The organism is Mycobacterium sp. 852013-51886_SCH5428379 (assembly GCF_001665575.1).
In the GTDB taxonomy this organism is placed as follows: Bacteria; Actinomycetota; Actinomycetes; order Mycobacteriales; family Mycobacteriaceae; genus Mycobacterium.
Window position 1 is genome coordinate 25,564 of the sequence record NZ_LZSU01000005.1, and the last position, 15,007, is coordinate 40,570.

General features: G+C 69.6%; 18 protein-coding genes. 7 read left to right on the top strand and 11 right to left on the bottom strand.

From position 1 onward, the window contains the following. Positions 1–29: 29 nt before the first annotated feature. Both A5757_RS00890 and A5757_RS00895 read left to right on the top strand, forming a co-directional pair. A complete protein-coding gene (locus A5757_RS00890) occupies positions 30–1,493 on the top strand; it encodes an amidase (RefSeq protein ID WP_066828083.1) in 1,464 nt (487 codons plus the stop codon). A 51-nt stretch (positions 1,494–1,544) separates the two neighbouring features. Continuing rightward, entirely contained in the window at positions 1,545–2,459 is a 915-nt protein-coding gene (locus A5757_RS00895) for an alpha/beta fold hydrolase (RefSeq protein ID WP_066828084.1), read from the top strand. Position 2,460: 1 nt separating this feature from the next. On the opposite strand, the gene A5757_RS00900 is transcribed toward A5757_RS00895, so the two are convergent. The 3 genes from A5757_RS00900 to A5757_RS00910 all read right to left on the bottom strand — a co-directional run bounded on the left by A5757_RS00900 (position 2,461) and on the right by A5757_RS00910 (position 4,856). Then, positions 2,461–3,723 (bottom strand): competence/damage-inducible protein A, encoded by a 1,263-nt coding sequence (locus A5757_RS00900; protein WP_066828085.1) that lies wholly within the window; start codon positions 3,721–3,723, stop codon positions 2,461–2,463. 25 nt (positions 3,724–3,748) lie between these two features. Further along, the gene (locus A5757_RS00905; RefSeq protein WP_066828086.1) at positions 3,749–3,973 is read right to left on the bottom strand and encodes a hypothetical protein; all 225 of its coding nucleotides are present in this window, start codon (positions 3,971–3,973) and stop codon (positions 3,749–3,751) included. 145 nt (positions 3,974–4,118) lie between these two features. After that, positions 4,119–4,856, bottom strand: coding sequence for a glucose 1-dehydrogenase (locus A5757_RS00910; RefSeq protein WP_066828087.1), 738 nt, complete (start codon positions 4,854–4,856; stop codon positions 4,119–4,121). Between the two features lie 81 nt (positions 4,857–4,937). On the opposite strand from A5757_RS00910, the gene A5757_RS00915 reads away from it, so the two are divergent. After that, positions 4,938–6,035 (top strand): diacylglycerol kinase, encoded by a 1,098-nt coding sequence (locus A5757_RS00915; RefSeq protein ID WP_066828088.1) that lies wholly within the window; start codon positions 4,938–4,940, stop codon positions 6,033–6,035. A 19-nt stretch (positions 6,036–6,054) separates the two neighbouring features. Here the strand turns inward: A5757_RS00915 and A5757_RS00920 are convergent, their stop codons facing one another. The 5 genes from A5757_RS00920 to A5757_RS00940 form a co-directional block, all read right to left on the bottom strand. Continuing rightward, positions 6,055–6,519: an ATP-binding protein gene (locus tag A5757_RS00920; protein WP_066828089.1), complete on the bottom strand. Its 465-nt coding sequence runs from the start codon at positions 6,517–6,519 to the stop codon at positions 6,055–6,057. Positions 6,520–6,551: 32 nt separating this feature from the next. After that, on the bottom strand, positions 6,552–6,944 hold the full coding sequence (locus A5757_RS00925) for an STAS domain-containing protein (protein ID WP_231983846.1): 393 nt from the start codon (positions 6,942–6,944) through the stop codon (positions 6,552–6,554). Positions 6,945–7,113: 169 nt separating this feature from the next. Further along, the gene (locus A5757_RS00930; protein ID WP_066828090.1) at positions 7,114–8,409 is read right to left on the bottom strand and encodes a PP2C family protein-serine/threonine phosphatase; all 1,296 of its coding nucleotides are present in this window, start codon (positions 8,407–8,409) and stop codon (positions 7,114–7,116) included. Positions 8,410–8,446: 37 nt separating this feature from the next. Then, entirely contained in the window at positions 8,447–8,788 is a 342-nt protein-coding gene (locus A5757_RS00935; protein WP_066828091.1) for an aminopeptidase, read from the bottom strand. 99 nt (positions 8,789–8,887) lie between these two features. Further along, a complete protein-coding gene (locus A5757_RS00940) occupies positions 8,888–9,610 on the bottom strand; it encodes an HAD family phosphatase (protein ID WP_066828124.1) in 723 nt (240 codons plus the stop codon). Positions 9,611–9,735: 125 nt separating this feature from the next. Here A5757_RS00940 and A5757_RS00945 point away from each other — a divergent pair, with 125 nt between their 5' ends. Further along, the gene (locus A5757_RS00945; protein ID WP_066828092.1) at positions 9,736–10,869 is read left to right on the top strand and encodes a nitronate monooxygenase; all 1,134 of its coding nucleotides are present in this window, start codon (positions 9,736–9,738) and stop codon (positions 10,867–10,869) included. Between the two features lie 64 nt (positions 10,870–10,933). After that, on the top strand, positions 10,934–11,377 hold the full coding sequence (locus A5757_RS00950) for a hypothetical protein (RefSeq protein WP_066828093.1): 444 nt from the start codon (positions 10,934–10,936) through the stop codon (positions 11,375–11,377). Here the strand turns inward: A5757_RS00950 and fdxA are convergent. Both fdxA and A5757_RS00960 read right to left on the bottom strand, forming a co-directional pair. Beyond that, a complete protein-coding gene (gene fdxA / locus A5757_RS00955; RefSeq protein ID WP_066828094.1) occupies positions 11,374–11,718 on the bottom strand; it encodes a ferredoxin in 345 nt (114 codons plus the stop codon). The genes A5757_RS00950 and fdxA overlap by 4 nt on opposite strands. Before the next feature lie 79 nt (positions 11,719–11,797). Beyond that, positions 11,798–12,298: a hypothetical protein gene (locus tag A5757_RS00960; protein ID WP_066828095.1), complete on the bottom strand. Its 501-nt coding sequence runs from the start codon at positions 12,296–12,298 to the stop codon at positions 11,798–11,800. Between the two features lie 187 nt (positions 12,299–12,485). Between A5757_RS00960 and A5757_RS00965 the strand changes: the two genes are divergently transcribed. Continuing rightward, on the top strand, positions 12,486–13,781 hold the full coding sequence (locus A5757_RS00965) for a cytochrome P450 (protein WP_066828125.1): 1,296 nt from the start codon (positions 12,486–12,488) through the stop codon (positions 13,779–13,781). Here A5757_RS00965 and A5757_RS22625 read toward each other — a convergent pair. Then, positions 13,723–14,073 (bottom strand): hypothetical protein, encoded by a 351-nt coding sequence (locus tag A5757_RS22625; protein WP_156618086.1) that lies wholly within the window; start codon positions 14,071–14,073, stop codon positions 13,723–13,725. The genes A5757_RS00965 and A5757_RS22625 overlap by 59 nt on opposite strands. Before the next feature lie 72 nt (positions 14,074–14,145). Here A5757_RS22625 and A5757_RS00975 point away from each other — a divergent pair, with 72 nt between their 5' ends. After that, positions 14,146–15,003, top strand: coding sequence for a helix-turn-helix transcriptional regulator (locus A5757_RS00975; protein ID WP_066828097.1), 858 nt, complete (start codon positions 14,146–14,148; stop codon positions 15,001–15,003). The last annotated feature ends 4 nt before the right edge of the window (positions 15,004–15,007 follow it).

Sequence of the window (15,007 nt, forward strand, 5' to 3'; positions counted from 1 at the left end):
TTGCAGGATCGCCGGGCATCGGAGGAGATATGGACACTGACTCGGCATTCGAACTCGCGACCGTCGACGCCATCGGGCAGGCGGCGCTCGCCGCCGCCGGGGAGGTGTCGGCGGTAGAGCTGCTCGACGCAGCCCTGATCCGCCTCGAGGCGGGCACGGCACTCAACGCGGTCGTGCACGAACTGTTCGACCGGGGCCGCGCCCAGGCCGAGGCGCTCGACGCGTCCGGCCGCTTGCGCGGCGGTGGTGCGGGACCGCTGGCCGGGGTGCCGTTCCTGCTCAAAGACCTCGGTGCGTCGCTGGGCGGCGCGCCGGAATCGATGGGATCGCGGGCGCTGCGCAACCGGTTCGCGCCGCAGAACGCGTGGATCGTCGACCGCTATCTCGCCGCCGGACTCGTGGTGTTCGGCAAGACCAACACCCCCGAGTGGGGCAACCACTGCACCACCGAGCCGTCGCTGTCCGGCGCCACCGTCAACCCCTGGGCGCCCGACGTGACGCCGGGCGGGTCCAGCGGCGGGTCGGCGGCCGCGGTCGCCGCCGGGGTGGTGCCCGCGGCCTCCGGCGGTGACGGCACCGGTTCCATCCGGGTGCCGGCGTCGTGCTGCGGTCTGGTCGGGCTCAAACCGCGCCGGGCCCGCACGTCGTTCGGTCCGGCCGCCGGGCACCTGCTCGAGGGGCTGGCCGTCGAGCACGCCCTGACCCGGACCGTCCGCGACAGCGCCGCCCTGCTCGACGCAGTGGCCGGCGGCGATCCCGGCGACCCCTACAACGCCGCGCCGCCACCGGCGCCGTACCTGGCCGCCATCGAGAATCCGCCGGTCGGCGTCCGCGTCCTGATGGCGACGCAGCCACCGTTCCCGGCGCCGCCGACCGATCCGGACGTCACCGCGGCGGTCGAGTCCACCGCCCGGTTGCTGGGCGAACTCGGGCACCACGTCGGCACCGGTGCCCCGACGGTCGACGCCGACGCCATCGCCGACGCGATCGCCGTCCTGCACAACGTGAGCAACGCCGGCCTGCACGCCCTGGCGACCGCGCATCTGGGCCGGCCGCCGCAGGAGGACGAATTCGAGGCCAGCACCTGGGTGATGGTGCGCGAGGGGTTCACCACGACGGGTGTGCAGTACGCCGCGGCGATCGAGACCGTGCACGCCGAGACCCGCCGCTTCGTGGCCGCGATGGCCGGCCACGACGTCCTGCTGGCGCCGACCCTGCTGACCGGGCCGCCGCCGTACCGGATGCTCGATCAGCCCCGCGGCACCACCAGGGCGTTCTTCGACGTCGAGTTCGCCACCACGGGGTGGACGGCGCTCGCCAATGTCACCGGGTGGGCGGCGATCTCGCTGCCGCTCGGGGTGACGTCGGCCGGCCTGCCGGTCGGCGTGCAACTGATGGCGCCCGAGGAGACGGTCCTGCTGCAACTCGCGGCGCAACTGGAGAAGGTGGCGCCGTGGGCGCAGCGGCGTCCGCTGGGCTGGGTGGGCACCTAGGCACTCCAGGCCCGAGCCGGGGTGTCCCGGTGGCGTGCGACACTTCAGATCATGGTCCCGCCTATCGCCCGCCCGAAGCTGGAGGGCAACATCGCGGTCGACGACGACCGCCGTATCGGATTCGCCGAATTCGGGGATCCCCGTGGCCGCGCGGTGTTCTGGTTGCACGGCACGCCGGGTGCGCGCAGGCAGATCCCCGCCGAGGCCCGTGCCATCGCCGAGGAGGAGAACCTCCGGCTGATCGGCATCGACCGACCGGGGATCGGCTCGTCCACCCCGCACCAGTATCCGAACGTGCTGGCGTTCGCCGACGACCTGCGCATCATCGCCGACACCCTCGGCATCGATCGGATGGCGGTCATCGGGCTCTCCGGTGGCGGTCCGTACGCACTGGCCTGCGCGGCGGCCATGCCCGAGCGGGTGATCGGCGCAGGCATCATCGGGGGCGTCGCGCCGACCATCGGCCCGGATGCCATCGGGGGCGGGCTGATGAAGCTCGGCTCGCGCGTGGCGCCGTTCCTCGAGGTCGCAAGCACCCCCATCCGGTTGACCGCGGGCACGCTGATCCGGCTGATCCGGCCGGTCGCCGATCCCGCGCTGTACATCTACGCGGCGGTGTCCCCGGAACCCGACCGCCGGATGCTGGTGCGGCCCGAGTTCCGGGCGATGTTCCTCGACGACCTGCTCAACGGCAGCCGCAAACAGCTCGCTGCGCCGTTCGCCGACGTGGTGGCGTTCGCCAGGGACTGGGGGTTCCGCCTCGAGGACGTGAAGGTCACCGTGCGCTGGTGGCACGGCGACGTCGACCACATCATCCCGTTCGCCCACGGCCAGCACTGTGTGGCACGCCTGCCCGACGCCGAGCTCCACCCTGTGTCGGGCGAGAGCCATCTGGGCGGGCTCGGTCAGGCCAGGGCGATCCTGATGTCGATGAAGGACATCTGGGACCGCGCCGACCGCACCTGAGTCAGGATGCCAGCAGCCGTCGCAGCATGTGCATCGCGACGGTGGTCGACCGTTCGCGGACGTCGGCGCGGTCGCCGGGCAGCCGCAGGGTCCGGGTCTCGCCGCGGCCGTCGGCGGTACGGACCGAAAAGCACACCGTGCCGACCGGTTTCTCCTCACTGCCTCCGCCCGGACCGGCGATGCCGGTGATGCCCACCCCGACGTCGGCGCCGAAGCGTCGCAGCGCGCCGTCGGCCATCGCCTCGGCCACCGGTTCGGAGACCGCGCCGAGTCGGTCGATGAGTTCCGAGGGGACGCCGAGCAATTCGATCTTCGCGGCGTTCGAATAGCTGACCACACCGCCTGCGACGTAGGCCGACGACCCCGCGCGGTCGGTGAGCCGGGCCGCGAGCAGACCCGCAGTGCACGATTCGGCAGTCGCGATCATCCGGCCGGCCAGCAGCGCGGCGACCTGATCGTCGACCAGCGACCCGTCCTCGGAGAACAGTGCGGCGGAGTGCCGGTCGCGCAGCACGGCCAGCAGCGCACGGTAGGTGTCGGCGGCGGCGGGCTCGTAGCGGGTGACGATCTCCAGCTCGCCGCGGCGCAGGCAGGTGGTGATCTCCAGGGCGTCGAAGCCGGGGATGTCGTGTTCGGCGGCGCGCAGGGTCTCGGCCAGCCCCGACTCAGGTAGGCCGAACATCCGCACGGTCTGCTGCTCGTACTCGGTTCGCCCTGCGATGGCCTGCCAGACGGCGTCGGTCTGCACTGCCGCCCGCCACATCGGCTGCAGTTCGCGCGGCGGGCCGGGCAGCACCAGGACGGTCGGCGTACCCGGTACGACGACGCCGGGTGCGGTGCCCACGGGGTCGAGCACCGTCGCTCCGACCGGCACCATGGCCTGCTTCCGGTTGGCCGCCAAGACGGCGTCGAAGTCGACGTCGGCCCGGTTGCCCATGAGGGTGCGCAGGATGCCGGCGATGCGCTCCTCGAGCACGGGATCGAGCACGAGGTCGACGCCGCAGAATTTCGCGACGGTGGCGACGGTGAGGTCGTCAGCGGTCGGGCCCAGGCCCCCGCTGGTGATGATGAGGTCGACGCCTTCACCGGCGAGGAACCGCAGCTGCGCCTCGATGTCGCCGGGCCGGTCGCCGCACAGCGTGATGTGCGCCAGCTCGACGCCCAGTTCGAGCAGCCGGTCGGCCAGAAACGGCCCGTTGCGGTCCTGGACCCGGCCCGTCAATACCTCGGTGCCGGTGACGACGATGCCTGCGCGTGCGCTCACTCGTTCAACCTAGGCCGCGGCGGGATCAGCGCTTGAGCCAGCTGGTCGCGGTCGGCAGATCACGGGTGTAGGTCATCATGACGTCGTCCTGGGTGAGGGTGGCGCCGCTGATGGCGTCACTGCCACGCCACACCACCCGGACCCGGGTGTCGCCGCGCAGATAGAGGTCGACCCGGCCGAGGTCGTTGCGCCGCCAACCGGCCTCCTCGGCGACCTGTTGCAGATCCTGGCGCTGATCGCCTTCGGGCATGCGGGGTTCCTCCTGTGGGCCGACTCGACCCGACGAGCCTACGGAACTGTCCGAACCGAGCCTGCAATGGCCCGCCCGCACGCCGAGATCGACGAAACGGCGAGATCTACTCGCACTTTCCCGCCCGTTTGTTCGTTTGGGCCAATCAGAGCTTGTGGGGGACGTCGTTGACCAGGCCGCCGTCCATCACGAATTCGGCGCCGGTCGCATACCGGGACTCGTCGCTGGCCAGGAACACCACGAACGTTGACACCTCGTCGGACTGACCCGGCCTGCCCAGCGGGATGGTCAGCATGTCGTCGGGGAAGAACTTGGTCATGGGCGTGCGGATGAAGCCGGGGTGGATCGAGTTGACGCGGATCTGATGCGGCCCCAGTTCCAGCGCCGCGGATTTGCTCAGGCCGCGCACCGCCCACTTCGAGGCCACGTACGGATGCACCATGACCGCGCCGCGCATGCCCTCGATGGACGAGACATTGATGATCGATCCGCCGCCTGCGGCCTTCATGGCCTCGACGCTGGCCTGCATGCCGAGGAAGGTGCCGGTCAGGTTCACGTCGATGACGTTCTGCCACTTCGCCATGTCGAACGCACCGATCTTGCCGAGCGCCACGATGCCGGCGTTGTTCACCAGGACGTTGAGCAGGCCGAACTCGTTCACCGCCATGGCCACCGCGGCGTCCCACTCCTCGGCCGAGGTGACGTCGAGGTGCACGTAGCGGGCCGACGCACCGATCTCCTCGGCCAGGGCCTTGCCCTCGTCGTCGAGGATGTCGCCGATCACCACTTTGGCGCCCTCGGCGACCAGTGCCCGTGCGTGCTCGGCACCCATCCCCCGGGCTCCGCCGCTGATGAGTGCAACTTTTCCGTCAACCCGTCCCATGCCGCGAAAGGTTACCCTAGGCTTCCGCGGGAACTAGAACTTGTTCCAGTTTTTTCGTCGCACCGAAGCGAAGGAGAATCCATGGCGATCCGGGTGGCCCACGTCGGCACGGGAAACGTCGGGCGACTGGCGCTGTCCGCGGTGCTGGGCAACCCGCAGTACGAGCTCGTCGCGCTGTCTGTGTCGTCGGACGAGAAGGTCGGCCGGGATGCCGGAGAACTTGCCGGGCTGGACATCTCGACGGGCATCGTCGCCACCAAGGGACTCGACGAGGCCTTGGCGACCCGGCCGGACTGTGTCGTGTACTGCGCCATGGGTGACACCCGGTTGCCCGAGGCGATGGCCGACTGCAGGCGCATCCTCGAAGCCGGCATCAACGTCGTCGGCTCGGCGCCCGGCGTGTTGCAGTACCCGTGGGGTGTCATCCCCGACAAGTACATCGACCGTGTCGAAACCGCTGCGCAGCAGGGCAATTCGAGCATCTTCATCAACGGTGTCGATCCGGGTTTCGCCAACGACCTCATCCCGTTCGCCTTCGCCAGCACCTGTAGCCATCTCGAACAGGTGCGCTGCATGGAGATCGCCGATTACGCCACCTACGACGGCGCCGAGGTCATGTTCGACGTGATGGGGTTCGGCAACGAGATCGGCGATCTGCCGATCCTGTTCCAGCCCGGCGTTCTGGGCATCGCGTGGGGTACCGCGATCCGCCAGCTCGCCGCAGGGTTCGGCCTCGAGGTGACCGAGATCCGGGATTCGGTCGAACAGGAGCCCGCCCCGGAGGACATCGAGGTGGCGGTCGGACGGATCGCGAAGGGCACCGTCGCGGCGGTGCGGTTCCAGATCGAGGGCATCGTGAACGACGGCGGCGGCGACAAGCCGGCCATCGTCATCGAACACATCACCCGCCTGCGGGAGGATCTGCGCCCGGACTGGGCCCAGCCCGCCCAACCCGGCGGCTCGTATCGCGTGGAGATCGTCGGGGAACCCAACTACGCGGTGGACATCTGCCCCACCAGCGCCCGGGGCGACCACAACCACGCCGCCATCGTCGCGGCCGCCGGCCGTATCGTGAACGCGATCCCGGCCGTCATCGCCGCTCCGCCGGGTATCCGCACACCGCTGGATCTGCCGTTCATCACGGGTAAGGGCTTGTTCGCCGCAGGGCCCCGCGCCTAGCGCTTTCGCGGCGGCGGGGTCAGCCGGCGACGGTGGCTGGAGGGGCGGTGATACCCGTCCACTGCAGCTGCACGCGGGTGCCGCCGGACGTCGTGTCGATCGCGGCCCGGTCGGTCAGCGCCTCCATCAGCGGGATGCCCCGCCCGCGCGCCCGATCGGCCATCTCCGGGGTCTTCTCGCGCCAGGTGCCACGGTCGACGATGGTGACGGTGAGGGTGCCTGTAGTCGGATCGAACAGGGCGTCGAGGTCCATGGTCCCTGGGACGGCCGCCTCCCAGTAGGCGAATTCGGCGGCGTTGGCCAGCGCTTCGTTCGTCGCCAGCAGCAGATCGCTGGAGCGGACGGGATCGAGCTCGAAGTGCATCTCCAGCCAGCGCGCGAACTCCTCGCGCAGGCGCGCGGCCGCCTCTCCGTCGGCGGCCACGCCGACCCGCGCGAAACGTTCGGCGCTGAATGTATCTGCCGCAGAAACGGAATCGATCATGGCTGTCGTTCTATACCCGTCCCGTCGGACCCCTAAGCGTTGAGTGCGGCGATCGCCTCGTCCACCGTCGCATAGAGCGGGATGATGTCGGCGATGCCCAGCAGCTTGAGCGGCCTGCTGGTCGCCGGGCCTTCGGCAACGACGCAGAACTTCACGTCGGGAGCCACTTCGTCATGTACCGCGACGAGGATGCCCATGCCCGCTGAGGCAAGGAACTCCACGGCGGAGAAATCGACCACCACACCCGCGGGCTTCTGAGCCAGACCGGCCCGGATGGCTGATTCCAGCTGCGGCGCCGTCAGCATGTCGACTACCCCGGACACCGAGACGACGACGTTGCGGTCGATCCAGCTCTCGCTGGTCTCACAGTTCGTCGCGTCCGCTGCCGAGGTCGCCCCGGTCGCGGCTTCGCGCTGTTCCTCCAATGGTCTACCTCCCGCGGTGCTCGCTTCCGTGCTGGAGCGTGCACGCCAGTCATGCTCGCAGGCTGTGGACTGAACCTGGCAAGACATCCCAGCGGCGCCGTATCCGGCGCCGGGCGCGCCCGCTATCCAGCTTGCGCAACCGTGTCAGATTAAACCAGGTACCGGTTACTCACGGGTCAGCGGTCAGTGCCAGCAGGGCGATATCGTCGTCCGGCCGCAGCGTGAGCACCAGTTCGGCGAGATCGTCCACCAGCCGGGTGGCGGTGAGTCCGAGCTGCGCGGTGACGTGGCGGATCAGATCCTCCTCGCCGAATCGCCCGCCCTCGGCGCGCCTGGCCTCGGTGATGCCGTCGGTGTACAGCAACAGGGTCTGGCCCGGAAGCAGCGTCACCGCACATTCGTCGAAGGTGGCGTCGGGTACCGCGCCGACGAACATGCCGCCGACGGGGCGCACCTGGCGCACGCTGCCCGCTGCGGGATCGAGCAGGAGGGCGGGCAGGTGTCCGCCGGTGGCCAGCCGGACGTGGTAGCCGCCGCCGTGCCGGGGTAGCACCGTGCCGAACAGCACGGTGCAGAATCTGCGCTCGTTCGGATCGCTGACCAGCACCGAGTTGAGTTCGGCGAGGACGTCGGTCGGAATGTCGTGGTGCAGCGCGGCGGCGCGGAGCGTGTAGCGGACCAGGGACGTCACCGCAGCGGCGGCGGGGCCGTGGCCCTCCACGTCACCGAGGAAGAAGGCCCAGCGGGTGCCGTCGAGGGCGAAGACGTCGTAGAAGTCGCCGCCGACCCACGCCGCCGCCGCGGGGTGGTAGTGCGCGGCGAGGGACAACCCGGCGACGGTCGGCAACGAGGGCGGCAGCAGAGAGCGTTGCAGCGCGGCGGCGTAGTCGGCCACCGTGAGGCTGTCCTCGGCGTCACCGTTCCACGGCGTACCGCCGACGCGGGCGGCACCGAGCGCGGACAGCCGCAGGTCCAGCTGGTCCATCGCCAGTGCCGCGAGGTCGGCGAGGGTCTCGAGTTGGGCGGCGGCCGGTTCGCCTGGCCTGGTGTCCAGGACGTTGACCGAGCCGATGCGGTAGCCGTCGGAGGTGGTGATCGGCGCGCCGACGTAGGACCGCACGCCCCACTGGCCGCTGACGAACGGGTTGCCCGACGTCGCCGGATCCAGGCGGGTGTCGGAAATGACAGTGGGTCCGTCGGCGCGGATCGCCAGCTCGGAGAAACTGCCGCGGCGCTCCACCTCGGCCAGCGGACCCACCCCGTGCGCGGACTTGAACCAGACCCGGTCGCGGTCGACGATCGCGATGGTCGCCATGGGTGCCCCGAACGTGCGGGCGGCGACCCTGGCGATCCGGTCGAAGGCGTCGTCGGCGGGACTGTCGAGGATCGCGTAGCGGGCGACGGCGCGTAGACGTGCCGCTTCGACCTCGTCGGCCGACTGCGCGGACGCCTGCGTGATGCTCACTGCCCGCTACCCCACCGTCAGGGTTTCGCCGCGCCGCTCATGGTCGCCGGGCCCCGACCGAGCGTCCGCCGAGGAACGCCGACCCGACGAGGACGAGCGCACCGATCACCGCCACCGGGATCGTCCAGGTGCGCCGGCTGCTGACCGCCGAATCGCACAGCGCGACGAAGTCGGTGTGCGGCACGAGCTCGTTGAGGATCGGCACGTTGGCGACACCGTCATTGTTGGCGGCCTGCGCAGCCGACTTGTCGGCGACGAGCGCGTTGCCGCAGCTGACGCTGCGTTCGCCATCGGAGGCCGAGACCGGTACGAGCAGACCGATCACACCGACCAGGAGGATGATCGCTCCCACCACCATGGCCAACCGTCGTGCCGTCACCTGCGCTCCCCTCATATTGCTGCCTGAACAGCGCGAGGCTACCCAACCGGACTGATCTTCAAACGGCGGCGAATCCTGTTGTGACGCAGCAGCTCTGAACTATGCATTGCGGCGCAACCGGGCCAGTCGCAGCACCGGCCAGTTCCGCCGGGCCGCCGTGGCCGCCAATCCGGGGCGGGGATTGACCGGCCGCGGGTGGCCTACCAGGGCCATCAGCGCGGCGTCCTCGTCGCCGTCGGCGTAGAACCAGCTCGCGGCCAGGTCGACGTCGCGTTCCGCGCAGTACCGCTCGACCGTGCTGGCCTTCTGCGGACCCCAGATGACCGGCCGCACCACGTCGCCGGTCAGTCGTCCCCCGGCGTCGACGGCGAAGTGGTTGCACAGCACCTCGTCGACGCCGAGAAACCGGGCGACCGGTTCGGCGTGGATCGTCAGCGCCGAACTGCTCAGCACGACGGTGTGGCCGCGGCGTTGGTGGGCCGCGACGATCTCGCGCATGTGCGGGTAGACCCGCGCCGCCACCCGGTCGACGAACAAGCGCTCTCCGAGCACGTCGAGCTCGGCCAGCGATTCGCCGCGCAAGTAACCCGCCGCGCGCACGACCAGCCGCTCGAACTGCATGCGGCCGAACCGGTAGCGAAGCGAGGCCTCCATGACGCCGAGCACCTCGCCGATGCTGGCCTGCCGCCTGCGGATGCGGTCGCCTGCGTGGGCGGTCGCGGTGAATCCGTCGACCAGGGTCCCGTCGAGGTCGAAGAATGCGCCGATGCGCGGGCCGCCGGGTCCGCCGCCGATCTCGGCCACGGACTCGGGCAGGGTCATCAGCCGGGACACCGCACCATCATCACGTGCCGCGCCGGTGTCGGCGAACCCGCCGGTCGCAACACCCCGAATCCGTACTAAACTAGAACACGTTCCAATTCGCCGACCGCTTTCTAGGAGTGCGCATGCACACGCCCATCTGCGACGAGCTCGGCATCGAGTTCCCGATCTTCGCCTTCACCCACTGCCGCGACGTCGTGGTGGCCGTCAGCAAGGCCGGCGGCTTCGGCGTGCTCGGCGCGGTGGGCTTCTCGCCGGAGCAGCTCGAGATCGAACTCAACTGGATCGACGAGCACATCGGCGACCACCCCTACGGCGTCGACATCGTCGTGCCCAACAAGTACGAGGGTATGGACTCCAACCTGTCCGCCGACGAGCTGGGCAAGATGCTCGCCGACATGGTCCCGCAGGAGCATCTGGACTTCGCCAAGAAAGTCCTGACCGATCACGGGGTCCCCCTGACCGACGAGGACAACGAGAGCACCCTGCGCCTGCTCGGCTGGACCGAGGCCACCGCCACCCCGCAGGTCGAGATCGCCCTGAAGCATCCGAAGATGACGCTGATCGCCAACGCGCTCGGCACCCCGCCCGCCGACATGATCGAGCACATCCACGCCGCCGGCCGCAAGGTCGCGGCGCTGTGCGGGTCGCCCAGCCAGGCACGCAAGCACGCCGACGCGGGTGTGGACATCATCATCGCCCAGGGCGGCGAGGCCGGTGGGCACAGCGGCGAGGTCGGCTCGATCGTGCTGTGGCCGCAGGTGGTCAAGGAGGTGGCCCCGGTGCCGGTGCTGGCCGCCGGCGGAATCGGCAGTGGCCAGCAGATCGCCGCCGCGCTGGCTCTCGGCGCACAGGGCGCGTGGACCGGCTCCCAGTGGCTGATGGTCGAGGAGGCCGAGAACACCCCGGTGCAGCAGCAGGCCTACGTCAAGGCGGGTAGCCGGGACACCGTCCGGAGCCGCTCCTTCACCGGTAAGCCCGCCCGCATGCTGCGCAACGACTGGACCGACGCGTGGGAGAATCCGGAGAACCCCAAGCCGCTCGGAATGCCGTTGCAGTTCATGGTGTCCGGGCTCGCGGTCGCCGCGACCCACAAGTACCCGAACGAGACTGTGGACGTCGCGTTCAACCCGGTCGGTCAGGTGGTCGGGCAGTTCACCAAGGTCGAGAAGACCTCCACGGTCATCGAGCGCTGGGTGCAGGAGTACCTCGATGCGACGACGACGTTGAACACCCTCAACGAGGCCGCAGGCGTCTGATCCGCCCTGACCCGCACGGCCGCGCCTCCGATGTCCGCGCCGCCGTGCGGGTTACCCTGCCCGCATGCCCGCGCAACCGCACACCCGTCGGACCGTCCGTGCCCGGACCGCGGTCGGATTCCTCGGCGCGGCAGGCGCTCTGGCGATCGCATCGCCGGCCGCCGCCCAGCCGAACATCGCCACCGATCACAACGGCTACGTCGGCACCGCCGCGTACTGCCAGGGGTCGGCCGCGGCGGTCGCCTTCGGCCGCACCACGGAGGCGCTGGTCGCTATCTGCAAGGCGCCCGATGGCGAACTGCAGTATCGCGGAGTACGCCTGAGCGACGAGTCGGCGCTGATGCTGACCGCCACCGCGGACGACTCCGGCGGCTTCACCGCCGCCAACGGCGACGTGGTCTACGACGTGTCCTCGGCGGAGCTCCTCGTGGCCGAGGGCGGTAAGACGCTGCACCGGCAGCCGATGCTGCAGTACTACGCACCGAACAACGACTGGTCGTCGGACTAGCCACCCGCTCTGGGCATGGCGGCGACCAGGGGCGTGTCGACCCCGATCCGCCCGAGCGCCGAGGCGCCGCCCGGATTGCCCAGCGGTGCCTGGCGCCCCGACAGAATCTGGGAGAAGAACGCCGCGTCGTCGGTCAGGTGCTGCTTCTGGTCCTCCGGCAGGTCGCCCTCCCAGTAGATCGCGTCGACCTCGCACTGCAGTTTGCAGGCGCCGCAGTCCACACACTCGTCCGGGTTGATGTAGAGCTTGCGGTCACCTTCGTACATGCAGTCGACGGGACAGTCCTCGAGACAGGATTTCTCGACGACATCGACACAGGCACTACCGATCACGTAGGTCATGACCGCAGCGTAGGCAGCGTCGGCCGGGTCGCGCTGGGGCCGAAAGTCCTCTCTTGCCGGTGACGTTCGACCGATCCCGCTACGGCAGCGGCAGCGGCGCCGCGGCCGACGCCACCGGTGCGGCGGGCGGCGCGGGCGGCGCGGGCGGCTGAGGCCCGGCGGGCAGCCCCGGCGGCGGGGCGGCGTTCGCATCGAGTGGGCGCTGGGTCAGCAGCAAGAGCGCGTCGCCGCCGCTGACCTCCTGGGTCTGTACGGCGTGCCACAGATCCCGGAGGTAGGACAGCCCGCGGCTACCCGACGGCTCCACCGGCGTCGTCGATGTCCCCGGCGGCGGGTTCTCCGGGCTGAGCAGGTGGGGCACCTCGGCGGGGCCGGCGGGGGTTGCGGCGAGCGCAACGGTGTCGCCGGGTGCGGGGGCCGGTGCCGGTGCCGGTGCCGGTGCCGGTGCCGGGATTTCGGGTGAGGCCACCGGTTCGGCCGCTGCGGTGGGTGCCGACAGCACGGCGGCGACGCCGAGCCCGATACCCATCACCGCGTACGCGGCCGCTGACGACACCACCCGTCGAAGATCTCTCGCCACCGCAGGTCTCCCTTTCATGTCAGCCGCTTGACTACGGGGTTCTTCTTCAACCGCTCTGATTTTGTTACAGCTGTGGCTCCAGTGCCACCCGAAGCGCGACCCGTTTTCCGCGAACCGCCGCCCTGCCCGGCTCGCCGGTGGTGTACTCGAAAGCCGACGGCACGAGGACCATCTTGAGGAGATGCCCATGGTCGTGAGCGGCAGCGGCTTGAGCACCAGCGGCGTCCAGCGCCCGGACCTTCCACCGGGCTTCGACTTCACCGATCCCGACATCTACGCCGAGCGCCTACCGGTCGACGAGCTGGCCGAGATGCGCCGGGTGGCGCCGATCTGGTGGAACGAACAGACCTCGGGGAACGAGCCGTTCGACGACGACGGCTACTGGGTGGTGACCAAACACAAAGACGTCAAGGAGATCTCGCGGCGCAGCGACGTGTTCTCCAGCAATGTGAAGACGGCGTTGCCGCGCTACCGCGAGGGCGCTGAGCCGGCATCGATCGAGGGTGGGAAAGCCGTCCTGTTGAACCAGGATGCGCCGCACCACACCCATTTGCGCAAGATAGTCTCGCGTGCCTTCACCCCGCGGGCCGTCGAGTCACTGCGCGCCGAGTTGCGTGAGCGCGCGCACCGCATCGTGGAGACCGCCAAGGCGGCCGGCTCCGGGGATTTCGTCGAGCAGGTCTCTTGTGAGCTGCCCCTGCAGGCGATCGCGGGGTTGATGGGGGTGCCGCAGCAAGACCGGATGAAGCTCTTCGACTGGTCCAATCAGATGGTGGGCGACCAGGATCCGGAATACGCCCGCAACGACGCGATGGGCGCCTCGGTCGAGCTGATCATGTACGGCATGCAAATGGCCGCCGACCGGGCTGCGAATCCGGGCGACGATCTGGTCACCAAGCTCGTTGAGGCCGATGTGGAAGGACACAAGCTCTCCGACGACGAATTCGGCTTCTTCGTCATCCTCCTGGCCGTTGCGGGCAACGAGACCACGCGCAACTCGATCACCCAGGGAATGATGGCGTTCACCGAGTTCCCCGATCAGTGGGAGCTGTTCAAACGGGAGCGTCCGGCGACCGCGGCAGACGAGATCGTCCGGTGGGCGACGCCGGTCACCTCCTTCCAGCGCACCGCGCTCCAGGACACCGAGCTGTCCGGTGTGCCGATCAAGAAGGGTCAGCGGGTGGTGATGTTCTACCGCTCGGCGAACTTCGACGAGGACGTGTTCACCGATCCGTACCGGTTCGACATCCTGCGCGATCCCAATCCCCATGTCGGCTTCGGCGGCACCGGCGCGCATTACTGCATCGGCGCCAATCTGGCGCGGATGACCATTGACCTGATCTTCAACGCAATCGCCGACGAGATGCCCGACATCACCCCGCTGGGCCAACCCGAGCGGCTGCGCTCGGGCTGGCTCAACGGCATCAAACACTGGCAGGTCGACTACACCGGCGCGTCGAAGACGACTGCGGCGCACCGGTAGTCACCGGGTAGTCGATGAGCGTCCGCCAGTAGTCCTCCGGGATCTCGGTCTCCGACCGCAGCACCATGGCCAGGCCCACCGCCATCGCGATGCCGAGCACCCCCAGCCACAGGCCCGCGAGCGCGATCACCACCCACAGCGCCGTCGTGACCGTCGGCCACGGCGACACGACCGCCAACACCGGCGCGAAGAAGAATCCGGTACCGATGTACCAGGCCGAGCCGGTGCGGTCGCACGCCATCACCAACCGCAACCAACGCGGAATCGGCTGCTCGTTCCCACTCGTCTGCATGAGCCACTCCTTCGTCGGTGACATCACCACCGTCTCCCACCACCGGTAATGGCCGCAATTACCTGCGAAGTAATGGCCGCGCCGCCCATCGCCGGTCAGACTGACCCGGTGAGCGTCTCAGCGTCGTCCGATCCCGCGATCGCGCCGTTCGGCCGGGCCCTGCGCGTCTGGCGGGAACGGCGCCGGCTGAGCCAGCTCGAGCTGGCGCTCGCGGCCGACGTGTCCGCCCGGCACATCAGCTTCGTCGAGACGGGCCGGTCCACACCGAGCCGGGTGATGGTGCTGCGGTTGGCCGAGACCCTCGACGTTCCGCCGCGCGAGCGCAACGAGCTGCTGATCGCGGCCGGGCTGGCGCCGATGTATCCCGAACGCCCGCTGGATCATCCGGATCTCGCAGTGGTGCGGGCCGGTCTCGCCCGCGTCCTGGCCGCCCACGAACCGTTTCCCTGTGTCGCGGTCGACCGGCAGTGGAACGTCGTCTCGACCAACGACGCCGCGGGCGTTCTCCTCGACGGGGTGTCGCCCGCACTTCTCGAGCGACCCAACGCCCTACGCATCGCCCTGCATCCCGACGGGCTGGCACGGCGGATCGTCAACCTCGGCGAATGGCGCCACCACCTGCTGAGCCGGTTACGCCGCGAAGTGCGGGCCTGTGCGTCGGCCGAGCTTCGGGAGCTGCTGACCGAACTGGAGTCTTATCCCGGGCCGATAGCACCGCCCTCGGACACCGGCGCGGTGGCCGTCCGACTCGAGATGTCCACGGCCGGAGGCGATCCGCTCAGCTTCCTCAGCACGGTGACGACGTTCGGAACGGCCTTGGATCCGACCGCCGCCGAACTCAGTGTGGAAACATTTCTGCCGGCCGACGATGCCACGGCCGCTGCTCTGGTTTGCTTGGCGAAAGCGCAGGGAAGGTCACCCGAAAATTGAGGGG

Bases quoted from the DNA above. Each gene is read 5' to 3' on its own strand.
- A5757_RS22625 (WP_156618086.1), bottom strand. From the start codon at position 14,073: ATGCAGACGAGTGGGAACGAGCAGCCGATTCCGCGTTGGTTGCGGTTG.
- A5757_RS00975 (WP_066828097.1), top strand. From the start codon at position 14,146: ATGGCCGCGCCGCCCATCGCCGGTCAGACTGACCCGGTGAGCGTCTCA.
- A5757_RS00950 (WP_066828093.1), top strand. From the start codon at position 10,934: ATGCCCGCGCAACCGCACACCCGTCGGACCGTCCGTGCCCGGACCGCG.
- A5757_RS00965 (WP_066828125.1), top strand. From the start codon at position 12,486: ATGGTCGTGAGCGGCAGCGGCTTGAGCACCAGCGGCGTCCAGCGCCCG.
- A5757_RS00890 (WP_066828083.1), top strand. From the start codon at position 30: ATGGACACTGACTCGGCATTCGAACTCGCGACCGTCGACGCCATCGGG.
- A5757_RS00920 (WP_066828089.1), bottom strand. From the start codon at position 6,519: ATGATCGATTCCGTTTCTGCGGCAGATACATTCAGCGCCGAACGTTTC.
- fdxA (WP_066828094.1), bottom strand. From the start codon at position 11,718: ATGACCTACGTGATCGGTAGTGCCTGTGTCGATGTCGTCGAGAAATCC.
- A5757_RS00905 (WP_066828086.1), bottom strand. From the start codon at position 3,973: ATGCCCGAAGGCGATCAGCGCCAGGATCTGCAACAGGTCGCCGAGGAG.
- A5757_RS00910 (WP_066828087.1), bottom strand. From the start codon at position 4,856: ATGGGACGGGTTGACGGAAAAGTTGCACTCATCAGCGGCGGAGCCCGG.
- A5757_RS00945 (WP_066828092.1), top strand. From the start codon at position 9,736: ATGCACACGCCCATCTGCGACGAGCTCGGCATCGAGTTCCCGATCTTC.
- A5757_RS00940 (WP_066828124.1), bottom strand. From the start codon at position 9,610: ATGACCCTGCCCGAGTCCGTGGCCGAGATCGGCGGCGGACCCGGCGGC.
- A5757_RS00895 (WP_066828084.1), top strand. From the start codon at position 1,545: ATGGTCCCGCCTATCGCCCGCCCGAAGCTGGAGGGCAACATCGCGGTC.
- A5757_RS00915 (WP_066828088.1), top strand. From the start codon at position 4,938: ATGGCGATCCGGGTGGCCCACGTCGGCACGGGAAACGTCGGGCGACTG.